This window comes from Candidatus Desulfosporosinus nitrosoreducens (assembly GCF_030954495.1).
Classification (GTDB): Bacteria; Bacillota; Desulfitobacteriia; order Desulfitobacteriales; family Desulfitobacteriaceae; genus Desulfosporosinus; species Desulfosporosinus nitrosoreducens.
In genome coordinates this window covers 101867-116337 of record NZ_JAVHUW010000067.1, presented here as the reverse complement: position 1 = coordinate 116337, position 14471 = coordinate 101867, and the positions used below count along the sequence as shown (strand labels likewise).

At 39.0% G+C, this 14471-nt stretch carries 16 protein-coding genes and 1 riboswitch; of the genes, 12 read left to right on the top strand and 4 right to left on the bottom strand.

Annotation, left to right across the window (positions count from 1 at the left end; all coding sequences use genetic code 11):
• The 3 genes from REC12_RS18580 to REC12_RS18570 all read left to right on the top strand — a co-directional run.
• Positions 1–298, top strand: a 298-nt coding sequence (locus REC12_RS18580; protein ID WP_308897053.1) for a transposase, incomplete at its 5' end; no start/stop codon positions are given.
• Between the two features lie 2 nt (positions 299–300).
• Positions 301–1221 (top strand): IS3 family transposase, encoded by a 921-nt coding sequence (locus REC12_RS18575; protein WP_308897064.1) that lies wholly within the window; start codon positions 301–303, stop codon positions 1219–1221.
• Positions 1222–1391: 170 nt separating this feature from the next.
• Positions 1392–1898: a DUF169 domain-containing protein gene (locus REC12_RS18570; protein ID WP_308897051.1), complete on the top strand. Its 507-nt coding sequence runs from the start codon at positions 1392–1394 to the stop codon at positions 1896–1898.
• 243 nt (positions 1899–2141) lie between these two features.
• On the opposite strand, the gene REC12_RS18565 is transcribed toward REC12_RS18570, so the two are convergent.
• Positions 2142–2486, bottom strand: coding sequence for a hypothetical protein (locus REC12_RS18565; RefSeq protein WP_308897050.1), 345 nt, complete (start codon positions 2484–2486; stop codon positions 2142–2144).
• A gap of 726 nt (positions 2487–3212) precedes the next feature.
• Here REC12_RS18565 and REC12_RS18560 point away from each other — a divergent pair.
• The 6 genes from REC12_RS18560 to REC12_RS18530 all read left to right on the top strand — a co-directional run bounded on the left by REC12_RS18560 (position 3213) and on the right by REC12_RS18530 (position 7051).
• The gene (locus REC12_RS18560; protein WP_308897049.1) at positions 3213–3398 is read left to right on the top strand and encodes a hypothetical protein; all 186 of its coding nucleotides are present in this window, start codon (positions 3213–3215) and stop codon (positions 3396–3398) included.
• A 15-nt stretch (positions 3399–3413) separates the two neighbouring features.
• Positions 3414–3662, top strand: coding sequence for a spore coat protein (locus REC12_RS18555; RefSeq protein ID WP_308897047.1), 249 nt, complete (start codon positions 3414–3416; stop codon positions 3660–3662).
• A 379-nt stretch (positions 3663–4041) separates the two neighbouring features.
• Positions 4042–4587, top strand: coding sequence for an ATP-binding protein (locus tag REC12_RS18550; RefSeq protein ID WP_308897045.1), 546 nt, complete (start codon positions 4042–4044; stop codon positions 4585–4587).
• Positions 4588–4840: 253 nt separating this feature from the next.
• Positions 4841–5482 carry a class I SAM-dependent methyltransferase gene (locus tag REC12_RS18540; RefSeq protein WP_308897043.1) on the top strand — a complete coding sequence of 214 codons (642 nt, stop codon included), beginning with the start codon at positions 4841–4843 and terminating at the stop codon, positions 5480–5482.
• A 314-nt stretch (positions 5483–5796) separates the two neighbouring features.
• The gene (locus REC12_RS18535; RefSeq protein WP_308897041.1) at positions 5797–5985 is read left to right on the top strand and encodes a DUF6199 family natural product biosynthesis protein; all 189 of its coding nucleotides are present in this window, start codon (positions 5797–5799) and stop codon (positions 5983–5985) included.
• A gap of 292 nt (positions 5986–6277) precedes the next feature.
• Complete coding sequence (locus REC12_RS18530) at positions 6278–7051, top strand: SurA N-terminal domain-containing protein (protein ID WP_308897039.1); 774 nt, start codon at positions 6278–6280, stop codon at positions 7049–7051.
• 510 nt (positions 7052–7561) lie between these two features.
• On the opposite strand, the gene REC12_RS18525 is transcribed toward REC12_RS18530, so the two are convergent.
• On the bottom strand, positions 7562–8752 hold the full coding sequence (locus REC12_RS18525) for an MFS transporter (RefSeq protein ID WP_308897037.1): 1191 nt from the start codon (positions 8750–8752) through the stop codon (positions 7562–7564).
• A 598-nt stretch (positions 8753–9350) separates the two neighbouring features.
• Between REC12_RS18525 and REC12_RS18520 the strand changes: the two genes are divergently transcribed.
• Together REC12_RS18520 and REC12_RS18515 are read left to right on the top strand one after the other, a co-directional pair.
• Positions 9351–9863: a RipA family octameric membrane protein gene (locus REC12_RS18520; RefSeq protein ID WP_308897035.1), complete on the top strand. Its 513-nt coding sequence runs from the start codon at positions 9351–9353 to the stop codon at positions 9861–9863.
• A 327-nt stretch (positions 9864–10190) separates the two neighbouring features.
• Positions 10191–10469, top strand: a complete 279-nt coding sequence (locus tag REC12_RS18515) for a hypothetical protein (RefSeq protein WP_308897034.1) — start codon at positions 10191–10193, stop codon at positions 10467–10469.
• Here REC12_RS18515 and REC12_RS18510 read toward each other — a convergent pair.
• Positions 10448–10864: a TIR domain-containing protein gene (locus REC12_RS18510; RefSeq protein WP_308897032.1), complete on the bottom strand. Its 417-nt coding sequence runs from the start codon at positions 10862–10864 to the stop codon at positions 10448–10450. The genes REC12_RS18515 and REC12_RS18510 overlap by 22 nt on opposite strands.
• Before the next feature lie 859 nt (positions 10865–11723).
• On the bottom strand, positions 11724–12458 hold the full coding sequence (locus tag REC12_RS18505) for an Rv1352/Rv1906c domain-containing protein (RefSeq protein WP_308897031.1): 735 nt from the start codon (positions 12456–12458) through the stop codon (positions 11724–11726).
• Positions 12459–12814: 356 nt separating this feature from the next.
• Positions 12815–12990, top strand: a riboswitch (Lysine riboswitch).
• 86 nt (positions 12991–13076) lie between these two features.
• Here REC12_RS18505 and dapA point away from each other — a divergent pair.
• The gene (dapA, locus tag REC12_RS18500; protein WP_308897029.1) at positions 13077–13967 is read left to right on the top strand and encodes a 4-hydroxy-tetrahydrodipicolinate synthase; all 891 of its coding nucleotides are present in this window, start codon (positions 13077–13079) and stop codon (positions 13965–13967) included.
• Positions 13968–14471: the final 504 nt, after the last annotated feature.

The window sequence follows — 14471 nt, the reverse complement described above, 5'->3', positions numbered from 1 at the left end:
CAAAGTAATTAAGGAGGCTCTTGAAACAGGCAACTGTGCTCTCGTAGCAAGAAGGCATGAAATCGCTGAATACACAGTTAGGGATTGGGTAAGAGCATATAAAACAAAGAATAGCAAAAAATCTTCAGATAAAGATCCTGCCAATGATTCTTCTGCTGCGAATGCAGCCTCACTTGAACAATTAAGTGAATCTCAAGAAAATGAACGACTAAAAAAGATTATTGGAGAAAAGGATCTCGAAATTGCTATCCTTAAAGATTTGCTAAAAAAAACGAACCCACACTTGCAGATAAAGTAACTATTGCCGAGAAATGGATCAGGAAAGGATATTCGGCAGTCTTTGTACTTCGTATTGTTGGAATATCTCGCTCCACCTACTACTATCAAATAAAGCATCGTGGTCTTCCGAAAGGAAAATCGACAGGTCGTCCAGTTCCTGGGTTTTCTGTCGGAAAGGATCGACGAATTGTCCGTGACGAGGTTATTAAAGGGCTTATTCTTCAACTGATCGAAAATGAAGGATATGCTTATGGATATTTAAAAATTACTAAGGTTCTCCAGAATAAGCAAGGGTTAAAGATCAACAAGAAGAAGGTTTACCGACTCTGCAAAGAGATGAAAGTTCTTCGCTCTCAACGTAAAATCAAACCCCATTTTCCCAAACGAATTGCTCAAAATCGTGAGATTACAGGGTCAAATCAATTATGGGAAACCGACCTGAAATATGGCTACATTGCTGGAGAAAACCGATTCTTCTTTATTCAGCCTGTTCTAGATGTATTTGATCGAACTATTATCGATTATCATATTGGCTTAAATTGTATAGCTCAAGACGTTGTAGCAACAATTTCTAATTCGTTACTTCGACGGCAACTCTATCATAAAGCGGAAAAATTAATCATTCGAACTGATAATGGACCGCAGTTTATAAGCCAGGTATTTGGGGAATTCTGTGCAGCACACAACTTGGAGCATGAACGGATTCCTGTTAAAACGCCTAATAAAAATGCTCATATCGAATCGTTTAACTCTATTTTGGAAAATGAATGCTTATCTCGTTATGAGTTTCAGACTTATGAGGAAGCCTACAAAATCGTATCTGAATTCATAAAGCACTATAATCGAAACCGAATTCATTCAAGTATTCACTATTTGACCCCAGAGGAATGCTACAAGGCCTCTTTAAAAGGTACTATGGTTTTTAAAGCAGTTAGGTTATGAGTCGTACCAGCAAGCTTTACAATGAGGGTGGGCGTGATAGGCTTTTTCGCCAGACGGCATAAGCGAAGCCATTGCCGGCCAGCCGTCAAACCTCACGCCCACGGAGGCTCATTGTCAAGCTTGTGGATTTATACAAAGAACTGAATAACTATGAAATCTGGAGTATCTCTATGAAAAAGTTATGTAAGAGGGTGATTTGTCCAAAATTGAGGGGTCAAGCCGGTCGTTATTTCAGTTATTGTACATTTCTCTGCATTTTTCTTGTTTCTTCAATTATTGGGCTGATTGCTGGAGCTATCTTATGGAAACGCCGACATAAAGATTCTAAGGCAATATTAGGTTTTAGTGTCTTTATCTTAGTTTTTTCGGTCATAGGATCTGCTGCTGGAAATAGCACAACGAATCGACTCCCACACCACGAAACTGGAATTCCCTTGCAAGCACAATTATCCGGTTCAACTTGCGGAGGATCAATTGTTTATCCGCTATCGACAGGTCGGGCTAATGTTTCATTCTTAGATAATTCCAGCCGACATCTCATTAAGGGGTTTAAAGAATCAGACCTTATTTTTAGTGCTCCATACTTTATGGTTTGTAGCATCGTTGAGAGTATTCCTTTGTGTACGGCAGGTACGGCTCAACCAGGTATGGGATTTAATGAAGTTATGAATAAATAAGACGTGTTACTTAATTTTATCTGATTGTGATGTCGTGGCCGTTCTTGAAGAGCGGCCATGACGTTTTAACGGTTAAGGGGTATCACTATGTAAGTTGATTCCTTGTAGGGTAACGTTGACTGAGGCAGAGCCATAAATTTTAAATAACATTTTGGAAATCAATAAAGCCGAAAGGGAATGACAAAAAGAGACGCTGAACCTTTTTAAGGAATTAGCATCTCTTTAATATTTTGTTTCTGGTTTTTACTTTGGATAATGAGCTGTCTCCTTTGCATCCGCTCCTTCGGGTAAATAAATTCTTGTTCGAATCATTCCGGAGAACTCCCCATCCTTGAAATAGCTACTATAGGTAATAACCATCCCAAAGGCTATTTTGGTAAAGGATTTCAATTCCCCGGTTTTAAACCGCGCTATAAAGTCGGCAATCTTTTGGCGATTTTCTTCCTTGTGACAGTCTAAAGCCCACAAACCTACAACGGGTTTTCCATAAAACTGTTCCTCGAATTTATTGGCCCAGATCACATTGAAATCTGCATCTGTAACCAAAAGGCCCGCAGAAATATCCTTAAAAACCTCACCAAAATTCATTTCCCATACACCTCCAATTACTTTGTCAGCTGCTGCTATTTGTACCTTAACATTACTTGATATCGTCTTGACTTGAGCCAAACTAAGAATTCTTCATCATCTAGGATTTATGGATCATATCCTATCATATCACCAAGTTCCCTTGATTTGAATCGCTCCTTTATGGTTCGTTTGTTGTATCAATCATAAAGTATTAAACTGAAATGTCTGTGGTTTTCGGTTACCCTACTGTAGGTTATCAACCTTCATAATATTGGATTCATAATCCGCGATTGAAATTGCGTATTGAGTAGCCCCAGGTACTGCCGTCCACTTGATTGTAGTTCCAAACAGTGCTATGTAGTCTTTAGGTGAAGTGCCCCGGATACGAATATACCTATGTTGTGAATGAAAGCAATGATACTTTTTCCCCGTGTTATTCAGTATTTGCAAGAAAATAATATCTCTCTTGCAGGTGCGGAGTATGATTTTAATTGTCCTGAAACAGGTAAAGCATATATCTTTTCCTTATTCGTAAATTATGAGCATAAACCTAGCCTCCAAAAACTGATGCCATGTGTTTAAACCCGCATGATATCAGCTTTTGGAGGAAATCATTCCGCAACTATTGGTTTCTGTTTTTCTTAATTCAGTTTATATTACAAGGATTCTAATTTTGTTATCTGTGAATATTATGTTTGCATTCTGAAATACTAATACGGAGATGTTTTGAAAGGAGTTTTTCTTATGTCACAACTAAACCAAATTGAACTGCAGAACCTGCGTCATTTGATTGGCGCTCACGAAACCGTCCATCAAAAATTGCAGGCTTATGCCCAGCAAGCGACCGATCCAGAAATCAAGCAGTTTTTTCAGAATGGTGCACAGGATGCGATGAAAACCAAACAACAGTTGATAGGCTTTTTGAGCTAAAGGAGGAAATAAGTAATGATAAATGAAAAAATAATGGTCAATGATATTCTTTCCTCTGTAAAGAGCAATCTGACATGTTACGCCAACACCATTTCCGAATGCGCGAACCCCACGCTGCGTTCTGCCATTCAACAGATCCGTAATAGCGATGAAGCATCGCAGTATAAGCTGTTCCAGATGGCACAGGCTAAAGGTTATTATAAGCCTGCTGTTATGGCTAAGGACGACGAAGTTCAGCAGACTAAATCCCAACTTAATGGCTAATAATAAATAAAAACCTTCAACCAGATTCAACTAGAATTCCAAATATAGAAAACCCGGTTACATGAAGTGCACCCCAAATGTTAGATATAAACATCTAAGTTTGGGGCGCACTCTTTTTATGCTGAACAACATACTGGGCTTTTTTGATTTTATATAGTAAAATCGATATCATCCTGACATGCAGGGCATAAGGCTTCTTTAAGCACGGTCTGATAGGGCGCTGCTTCGCGTGTAAGAGGCCGTGGGTTCGAATCCCATCATCTCCATCATAAAATTTATCCAAAGAAGTTGATTGCGGTTGCAGTTGGCTTCTTCACATTTAATGGTACAATACCAATTAAAGTTGTTACTTATGTTAAGTGGGGTGAAGGTAACTGCTATGAAACAAAAAACGCATATTCATATTTTTGGAGCATCAGGCTCCGGCACTACCACCGTCGCAAAAAGTGTCTGCGATATACTGGGATATGAGCATTTTGACTCTGATAATTATTTTTGGTTGCCCACAGATGACCCGTTTACTGTCGAACAACCAAAAGATGAGCGTATGAAATTGATGCAGGGTGATTTATCTAGAACACCCAAATGGATACTTAGTGGTTCTCTTACCGGTTGGGGCGATATTCTTATTTCCTATTTTGATTTAGTGGTTTTTGTTTATGTTCCTCAGGATATTCGATTAGAGCGATTGAAAAAACGCGAATACGAAAGATATGGAAACAAAATTTTGCCGGGAGGGGCAAAGTATGAAGACAGTCAAAAATTTCTTGCATGGGCGGCTTCTTATGATGCGGGAACAAGAAATGGGCGAAGTTTGCCTAAGCATGAAGCTTGGTTTAGCAAAATTGAATGTCCTGTTTTGAAAATAATAAATGATAATTTGGAAGTTAGTATTAAAGCGGTCCTTGATGCAATAAAGTTATAAGATTAAAGTTGAATCAGATCCCAGAAGATATACTGTTCCAGCTAGAGGAAGTGAGGGCTACTTTGAACCCTATAAACAAATAACAGCAGTAGAGCGTGTTAATGCTTATCTTAAAGGATACATAAGTCAAAGCGTATTGCAGCATAAATCATTTCGAAAAAGTGTTAAATCAAATTCTGAAGAACTAACATTTAACCGTTAAACATTATGCGATTAATTCACTTAATAAAAGTTTTATACGAGGGGAATGAAGATGAAGAGAATTGATGAGTATTTCAACGAAGAAGCGTTGATTCATGATGACGATTTTATTGTAAAAATGGGTATGACCGAATTTTATGATGAAATAGAACTTCAAGTGAATTGTTGTCAGGAAAATCAAGACATTCTTGTAATAGGCTGTGGTACAGGTCTTGAAATAGAGCGCATAAAATTTGTATGCAATGTGACGGCGTTAGATATATCCCCTATAATGTTAGAACAACTTTCTAAGAAACAATTTTATCACGGTGTAAACTTACATGCGATTTGTATTTCTGTTTTGGATTATGATTTTGGGAAGAACAAATATGATATTATCCTGACATGTTATACACTTCATCATTTCAATGAAGAGCAGAAAGATAAAATATATGCTAAGATCTATAATTCTTTAAAGAAAAATGGAGTATTGATAAACGGAGATATTGTTGCACAGAGCGTAGAAGAAGAGAAACTTCGGATGCAACAGGCTCAGGAAATTTATAAGCAGCAAAATGCACAGTTTGCTGCTTTGCATATTGACGTACCCTTCACTAAAGAAAAAGAAGTATCTATGTTATTCACTGCAGGTTTTCGCAATGTTTTAATAGAAAACAATTGGTCAAAGACTGTGCTATTCAAATGCATAAAATGAGAATAACCTAAATTAGGTATCTTTTATTACTTTTAGAAGGTGTTTAGCCTGCGCGATAGAAACCAAAACCGTCGCGTCACTGCAGAAATCAATAAATTTGGTTGGAAACTCATTAGGGTAATAGTGAATATCAAATAAATGCCTCAAAGGCCCACCAGCTTCAAGTGAGGTCTTTTTTGTTTTATGGAAATAAAGTGCTGTTTTTATTTGGATATGGAAGGATTCACCAGGAAACGTGTCGAATTCTAGAGCAATTAATTGCGGTTAATTATCACGTAATTGTAGGATTACTCGTTGTAAAAGGAGGAATTCCAATGAATTTGTTTGCTATTATCGTATTGATTTTAGGCGTTATTGCAATTGTATTTCCTAATCAATTCTTTATGTTTGGTCGAAGCTGGATGTTTAAAGAAGGTGCAGAACCAAGTAAAGCGGTTACATATATGGGTAGAATAATAGGAGTAATATTGGTAATATCAGTTTTACTAGGAAAATTTAAATAGCATATGGATATGTGTCAAAGTGATCTGATTTTATGCTGGTGCCACTTGTAGTAGGTTCCCGGTTGTATAATTTCAGTAACATTCGCACACCTCAAATTGGCGGTATTACGGGTTACCCCATTGATACAAAATTACCCTGCCTTGTGTCTTGCTAAGTTTAAGAATCCTACTTGATAAAGCCAAGCTGGTAGTCAAAAACCGAGTCTTGCGTGGGTTAACGAAAGTGGTCGTTTTTCTAAAGGAGCGGTTGGGACTGGAGCGTAGTGTTTACTAGAAAAGGGTGATTTAGTTGATGAAGAGAATTTTATTGTCTAGTGTACTTTTACTTCTGCTAAATCTAATTTTAACCGGTTGTGGTCAAAAGGTTGAACAACCAGCCCCAACAAACATACTTAAAACGCTACAAAGCATGATACCGAAAAGTAATAGCCATACCCAAATAGTTCAGGCCACTGTCGGAAGTACTACGAACATAGCAATTCCTGATCTTAAAAATATAAAAAATACAAAGTATCCAGATGTAGTTGCTGAGATAGGCGATACCCAAATAACCGGTTTGCAGCTAACGAGGGAAGTAGCAATTAAGCAGTATGCATTTGTTAACAATATCAAAAAGCCACAAGATGAATCTTTCTACGAAAAAATAACATTGGGTCTATTAGTAGAAAATGCGTTAATTGATAGTGAGGTAAAACGCCAAGGATTCCAGGTAACCACTGATGAAGCTAGATCATATCTGGAACAACAGAAAAAATCTATGGCTGCACTACCAGACGATGACCCGGCTAAAGAAGCTTATACACAAACAATAAAGGACAATGGCTTTAGTAATTCCGCGGATTACATCTGTTCTCCCGAAACAATAAAATTTACGCAAATTATTTTAGGAAGAGGGAAACTTAGAAGCTTAGTTTTATATTCAATTCCGGCCGGGCAAAATGAGGCTTATAAGGCATGGCAAGATTATACCGATAAGCTGATAAATCAAGGTAATTACAAAATATTTATCCCAGTTGATATAAAGGGTTTCCAACAATTAGAGGAGAAGGCCACCCACGGAAAATAGAGAAAGTTATTATCACCCAGCCATGTGATCCTCGCTAAGCCCAAGAAGAAATAGCCAACCCGTATAAAGCCTAGCTGGTGGTTGAGTGGCGGAGCCTTGTGTGGTGTATGGATCGTATTATGATCCACATGTTACTGGTGTAATCATAAATAAATTAAAACTGCAAGGAACGTGATCCGTTCTTTCTTACCTGGATAATAGAGGGGTAGACTATGAGAAAGATATTTTTCATTGTAGTTCACGTACTTTTGTGTGGCCTTTAGAAATTTCAATTCGTCCATAGTTAAATGGTCGATAAAGGCGTCAATGATCCGAACAGGATTAGTTTCGTCCAAGAGTTCTTCCAGGGTTATTGGGTGTATATAGAGACTTTCCGGACAATCTGGCCAATGTAAAAATTAAAGCCTTGAGATACGATAGTCGTAGCTCAAGGCTTATTAATTATCACTTTTGAAAATATCATAGTAAATCAAGAGCATTCTTAGAGGATGTACCTTATTGCCAAATGTTTTATTCAGCCTTAATGGCGGGATCAAACTCAATCTTAATTCTGCGTGAAAGTACAAAGTTAAGGAATGCGATAACGGCTGCGCCCTTAAATACTGCTTGATATCCAAAAGCTGACCACAAAAGCCCGCCGAAAACGGGAATCACCATCGAAGCGATGTGCTGCAGGCTCACGCCTGTCGATAGCGTTGGGGTCACATCGGCAAGGTCGACGGCAATCTTACGTAAATAAGTTGACCGCGCCATTTCGACCGCAGCCATGGAATTGTCGATGACATAGCAGCCCGCGATAATCACCGCAGTAATGCCGACGGGAAAGATATTGGCCGAGAACGCATATCCGAGACAGATGGCGAACAACAAAGCGGCTTCCAGAGTCAGAACAAACCGTTCGCCCCGGACGTCGATCAGTCTGCCGATCATCTTACGTGTGCCGATACTCACAAAAGCGACAACCATACCTAGAAGGGCAAACATTTGAGGTTGCACGTTGAAGACCTTAATCAGAACCCATGGCGCAAAGGTTAGAAAAATCTGCGCCCTTGCACCGCTGATACCGGCCAGGACATAATAGAGCGTATAACGTTTGCGAAAGATAAATTTGACTTTCCTGGCTTCTGGCTTACCTTTTTTCATCAGCCCTACCGCCAAAGCGGCGAACACATAGAAAACAGCTCCTATGATAAAGGCAAGTTGATAGGTCATATGCAGGAAGTGAAAACTCAGGAAGATAAAGATATAAGCGATAATACTGCCGAACAGGCCGAAAGCGCTGACCGTTCCAAGTCTGGCGCCGAAAGACTTCTGCTTGGACAGAGACATGCCGATGGATGGCGTGACGGGCATGACCATGTGTGTGCCGAGGCTGTACATCATCATCCAGATAATCATAACCGCGAAGGTCGGCGACAGCAGGCCGAGCCCAAGCATCCCCAATCCTGCCGCTGCCATACCGAGCATAGCAATTCGTACATCACCGCAAAAACTTAGAATCGCCAGAACCAGCATGATAAAGAAGCCCGGCGCTTCCCGTGGCACTTCAAGGAAACCTCTGACATTCTCAGACAGCCTGAATATGTCGTTTAAATAGTTGTTGAATATCGATGTGTTAATACCTGCACCGATCCCGGCGAACAACCCTGCCAGCAAAAACAGGTTAAAGTCCCGGTCACCGTCAATATGTTTTATTTTCATTAAGCCAAACCTTTCAGAACCATCTTATGTATTTTTTACCGCCTTGCAAATAAGCCGCAAGTGCATTATAGCATGGGGAAATGTTGCTTTCAATGAGTTGCACCCGCCAAAAAGGCTCTCTTAAAATGCTTATTTAAGGAACGGTGTATCGCTGACGCGGCCTATAGGGCATCTTTTATTACCTGATTTTTAAATCAAACCCACGAAATTTGGTGGAGATACATAATGAAATCCTTGAGGCACATTAACTTGTGCGACTCTAAAAACCCGCCATTCGTGCGGTTTATTGTTTTTATATGGGTTTTAAACCCTACTTTTAACTCTTTTTGCTCCGCCGTTTCAGAGCGGAAAATGCATTGTAGGGTGTTTCCTAAGCCGGGTATACCAGCAGTGACCGAGTCGTTGTGCCGTACATCAGAACCGGTTTGTTCAAGATGTTTAGGAGATATCAAATTTCAGGTGTAAAGAACATCATTGATATGATCGTACTTTTTATGGCATATAATATAAAACTTAACCAAGCCGAACTAGGAAATGTGTAGTTTAGACCTTAAATTTTATTTCAAGAATTTATTGCGATAAGGAGGTAAGTACAATAATGAGTAATAGAAATCACCGGGGGGGTATACTCTTAAATACCTCAGCTCAGAAATATGGTGAAAAATTCAGGGATCATTACTTTGAGCAGTATAAACTATATCTTGAGATGACAGACAGGGTAAGTGCCAGAAGAGTTCTGGCAAATGCCTTTTTTCTTACTCTGCATACATCTCTTATTGCTTTGTTGGGAGTGCTTTACAAAGAAGGTTTAAAAGAGCCCAGGTTCTGGATGTTAATACCACTAATAGGAATTGAACTTTTGTGTTATTCATGGTGGGCGATAGTCAGGTCTTACAGAATGTTAAATAAAGGGAGGTTCAAAGTGATACATAAAATGGAGATCAACCTGCCTTGCTCTCCTTATAAAATAGAATGGGATGTTTTAGGGCGAGGCAAAGATCCAAAACGATATCGTCCTATCACGCACGTAGAGAATTGGATACCGATATTATTTGGACTTATGTATTTTATCTTAGGTTGTGTACTGATCTACAATTTAGTTAAATTCTAAGCAAAGCAATTATTTAAAAGCGGCCACAGCAACTTATAAAAACAGTTCTTCTGCTATAATATTCACTTTGGCCTCGTTTAAAAGGCTATACAAATAATAGGTAAAAGATAGATAAAGTTAATGTTTATTCCTGTCTTTAGCCGGGATCAGCTAACCTATTGGCTTAAGCATAAAATAAGAACTAGCTACTAACAGCGCTTAGGGGCTAGTTCTTGATATTTTTAATATTTTGTGAGAGTCACCACACCAGGTTAAGACATATTATATTCAAGGATTATTGGTTTAAATTTTCTAATAACCAGAAATAATAACCTAGAGGTGACTATTGTGGCAAAATATATTAAGAGGCCAATACCTGTTGAGGCGATTGAATATACTTTGGGTTTGGAAGACGGATTTGATGATTTTGAAGTAGCGACAAAATCTGGCTTAGATATACAAAACTATTTATGCCCTATAGACTCGGGAAAGGTACCCTTTGTTAAAACGCTGGAGGGAAAACACTATATCAGTAAAGGTGACTATATCATAACCGGAGTCGAGGGGGAGAGATATCCCTGTAAAAAAAGTATTTTTCTAAAAACTTACGCCTTGCTTAGTTCGTGATAAACAACCTCTTCAATGATTTGTGCGGCAAGTATCTGTGAAGAAGCATGATAAATAATATTTTGTTTTATGTATCCGGGAATTCTGCTGTCAAAATCATCAATATTTTCATCTATGATAATTGGACATATTTTTTTTATATGCCCAAGCTGACAAAGTCTTATTGCTTCTGAAATTTCAAGTTGTACAGGGCCACTTTTCAGAGAATTGTCTGATAGTAATACTACAAATAAATAAACATCATTCAATGAATTAAGGAAATCTACTGACTCTTTGTCTTTACTCGGTTGGTAATATTTCAAATTACATCTACTATTTAAAGAGTTTAAGTTATCTATAATATTGTTGAGTTTTTCTATATCCTTTTGAGTATAAGCAAGGAATACATCAATCATATGAACCTCCATTAAGTGAATAGTTTGCTCCGAGAGAGCCACTTTGTCGGCGAAACAGAGTTATCATTACTGAATAAAAGGGCTAAGCGATGAAGGGGGGCCACCCCGTTTTCAGCCATTGTTAAAGACTCGAAATCAAAACTTGACATGGGCGGGGATGTGCCCCCCCCCAAGTAAAAGGGGTAAGGCTTGCCCATAAGACACCCTCTTTTGAGCCGTATCTTACGATCTACAGAAGCACATCCTGTGGGGCTTCATGCCAAGTTTGCCAGATAAAATCGTTTTTTTGCGGTTTTTTTGTTGTTAAAGCAGCTCTTTCACTCCGAAATATCAGTTAAGTTTTTGTACATTTTATGTTTATTTACTAATATTAATGCTATGCATTCCATAATGTTTCATTTGAAAGAAACACCCCTTTTGGGAATAAGTATTACCATTTGTTAAAATTTAAGTTTTTTCTATGGACGCAGTACATTGAGGCAGTCGCCTTGATAAAACGGAAGCAGCCCGGTATCAGCGGTTTTGGTGTAATTGTATATGGATTAAAGAAAAATGCCCCCCTCTCAGGAGGGGTACATTTTGGTAGTCTTCATTTGTCGAATTCCTCTGAACAACAAAAAGTTCCCCTTTAAGTAGGGGAACTTTTTGAAATTAGAACATTATCTCCAGGCAGATTCACCGCAGGATCAAGACCCCATGTCCATGTAAACCAGGCATCCTAATCATTGATAAAGTTGGGTATGCGGCAATGGATGGTTTTCACGACAAAGTAAAGGAGAACCACATAAAAGCGGGAATAGGACGGAGAAGATGAGAGGGCACTCTGGGATGACGATGCTGTTCATGGCATCATCTTTTTTTATAATTTAAGCTTTGCTCTATTTAATTTCAGGTATTGACCAGCCTTAACAGTAATATATTTATCTCCCTGGAAGTTGTCATTAGAAACAATACTATCCAGGCTGTGAGAGCTATCACTGCTCACTTCGGCATATCCGTCTGCATCTGCACTTACCTTATATTCCCCGGGAGACAGGCCAAATCCTACTTTGTACATCCCTTCGGGCAAAAAACCATCTACCGGCTGAACTTGGGGAGAATCTTTAAAAGCATATGCCTTACAGCCTCTTATAGTTAAATATTGGCCATCTTTAACAGTGATAATCGATTGATTTACAAAATTATCATTCGCAATAATGCTATCCAATGATCCCGTTGAGTCCCTGGTTGTTTGGAAATATGCCGTATCATCGGCAATAAGCACATATTCCCCAGCCGGCATGTCGGTTCCGATTTTATACATACCAGCGCTGTAAGTTTTAACTGAAGGAGTCGCAGGTGGTGTGGGTGTTGAAGTTGATGTGTTGGGTTGAGTAGCGTTTGATGAGATCGGTGTTGGTGCAGGCGCTGAAGCAGTCTTTGATTTGTCACCGCCACTTGCTGCCGAAACGATTATGATAAGAACAATAATTGCGAGTATTCCAGTGATGATTTTATGTCTTCCCAAAAAGTTCCTCTGATCCTTTCCACAGTGGACGCACTTCTTGACTCCCTTAGCGATTTCCTTATCGCAAGCTTTACAGTTCACCATCATTTCTTTGTACCTCTCCTTCTAAAATTTATATCTAAGAAAACATATATGGTAGATTTTCAACGTTTTATGAATACTTCCTTCTTTCCGACATTCTTAATGGTTTTTCGAGTTTAACTCGATTAGTTGTTGATTTGACCGATATTACTCAAGGATGCTGCAGGTCAGGAAATGGCCGCTGGCACAGAAGAACAATCAGCTTCCTTAGAAGAGATTACCGCATCTGCTGAATCCTTGTCCCGCCTCTCGCTGGATTTAATTGCGGGGATTTCACAGCTTAAGTTATAGCAAAGGAATAAACAACCATTAAATACGTTTAACTTGGGCTTGACAAGTATAACGAATATGAATAGACTGAGTTAAATGATAGAGGTGCATCGTACAATTAGTACCCGAAGTTGTTAAGGTTTGCGTAAGACCGTAGCTTCGCTGAAAGGTGTAGGTGCCGAAGTTAGTCTCAATTACGTGGGGACTGGGCTGGTTGGACAAAATAAGATTTGTTCAATTGTCGCGTTTGCGGAGAGCTATCTATAATTACAGTGTGATTGAAAAAATCATATGAGTAATTTAGTAGCTGATTCCGTATCAGCTATTTTTTTATTAAAGGAGACGTTGAACCAAATGAAAAAGAACACTGTTTTTAAAGGTATCGCCACTGCCCTTATTACTCCTCTGGATGAAACAGGAATTAATTATGAACAGTTTGGCAAATTGATTGATTGGCAAATTGCAGAAGGAATTGATGCGCTGGTTATTTGTGGAACCACAGGAGAAGCGTCGACCCTAACTGACGAGGAACACAAAGCAGCCATTACATTTGCGGTCCGGCACGCAGAAGGCAGAGTGCCAATTATTGCAGGCACAGGCAGCAATGACACTGAATATGCGCACGAACTCACTCGTTATGCCTGCGAAGCAGGTGCGGATGCAATGCTTGTAGTTACCCCTTATTACAACAAGGCTACGCAAAAAGGCCTAATTAAGATGTTTGCTCAAATTGCCGACAAGAGCACAAAGCCTATCATTCTCTATAATGTGCCTTCAAGGACAGGTATAAATATTGAGCCTGTAACCTACGAGGCATTAGCCGAACACAAAAATATAGTAGGGATTAAGGAAGCAAATGGGAACGTTTCAAAAATTGTTGAGACGATGGCGCGTGTGCGCGGAAAGCTTGACTTGTATTCAGGCAATGACGATCAAATAGTTCCACTTATGGCACTTGGCGGAGTTGGCTGTATCTCTGTGCTTTCTAACATTATGCCGGCACAGACACGTGAGATTTGCACCCGTTTCTTTAAGGGAGATATTGCCGGCAGTGCGGAGCAGCAATATATGCTTCATTCCCTTATAGAGGCGCTGTTTTGTGAAGTAAACCCTATTCCGGTCAAGGCTGCTATGGCTGCTATGGGTTTTTGCAAAGATTATCTCAGATTACCTCTCACTACAATGGAGGATGCTCATCGTGATAAGTTGATTTCCTTGATGAGATCGTATGGCTTAAACGTTTGAGGAAGGTTCTTGAAGGCGAAACTATTTCTGTCGTTCCTTGAAGTTTTTCGGACATGTAGCTCCCAGGAAATAAAAATAACGCCTTAAGGCGTTAATTAATCTTTGCTTGATTTAAATCAAAACTATATTTCAACTTCAATAAACTTTTAGGTAATTCCCCTAAGAGATAATATTAATGATATTCCTCCTAAAGTTACGGCTAATGAAATAGCTACTCTTAATATACCGGCTACCAGCTCATAACACTCTAGCTCAGCTATTGATGAGGGTATTATCCGCGGTACTAATAATTCATCATAACCATATAAGTCTTTCATAAACATTAGTTCCTTTCCTTATTCAATAATTTATCGGACAAGAAATTTCCGCATAATATATACCGTACTTAATTATACAAGAATTTTGAGCTGAGAAAAAGAGGCTGTTACATTAAAGTATAGAAAACCGGTGATCGAGTAGAACAGATAAGCTTGTTTTGCTATGCACCTCAATCTGCAGGATAGT

Excerpts from the sequence above, each read along its gene's own strand:
- REC12_RS18570 (WP_308897051.1), top strand. The coding sequence starts at position 1,392 with ATGAAAAAGTTATGTAAGAGGGTGATTTGTCCAAAATTGAGGGGTCAA.
- REC12_RS18565 (WP_308897050.1), bottom strand. The coding sequence starts at position 2,486 with ATGAATTTTGGTGAGGTTTTTAAGGATATTTCTGCGGGCCTTTTGGTT.
- REC12_RS18560 (WP_308897049.1), top strand. The coding sequence starts at position 3,213 with ATGTCACAACTAAACCAAATTGAACTGCAGAACCTGCGTCATTTGATT.
- REC12_RS18555 (WP_308897047.1), top strand. The coding sequence starts at position 3,414 with ATGATAAATGAAAAAATAATGGTCAATGATATTCTTTCCTCTGTAAAG.
- REC12_RS18550 (WP_308897045.1), top strand. The coding sequence starts at position 4,042 with ATGAAACAAAAAACGCATATTCATATTTTTGGAGCATCAGGCTCCGGC.
- REC12_RS18540 (WP_308897043.1), top strand. The coding sequence starts at position 4,841 with ATGAAGAGAATTGATGAGTATTTCAACGAAGAAGCGTTGATTCATGAT.
- REC12_RS18535 (WP_308897041.1), top strand. The coding sequence starts at position 5,797 with ATGAATTTGTTTGCTATTATCGTATTGATTTTAGGCGTTATTGCAATT.
- REC12_RS18530 (WP_308897039.1), top strand. The coding sequence starts at position 6,278 with ATGAAGAGAATTTTATTGTCTAGTGTACTTTTACTTCTGCTAAATCTA.
- REC12_RS18525 (WP_308897037.1), bottom strand. The coding sequence starts at position 8,752 with ATGAAAATAAAACATATTGACGGTGACCGGGACTTTAACCTGTTTTTG.
- REC12_RS18520 (WP_308897035.1), top strand. The coding sequence starts at position 9,351 with ATGAGTAATAGAAATCACCGGGGGGGTATACTCTTAAATACCTCAGCT.
- REC12_RS18510 (WP_308897032.1), bottom strand. The coding sequence starts at position 10,864 with ATGATTGATGTATTCCTTGCTTATACTCAAAAGGATATAGAAAAACTC.
- REC12_RS18505 (WP_308897031.1), bottom strand. The coding sequence starts at position 12,458 with ATGATGGTGAACTGTAAAGCTTGCGATAAGGAAATCGCTAAGGGAGTC.
- dapA (WP_308897029.1), top strand. The coding sequence starts at position 13,077 with ATGAAAAAGAACACTGTTTTTAAAGGTATCGCCACTGCCCTTATTACT.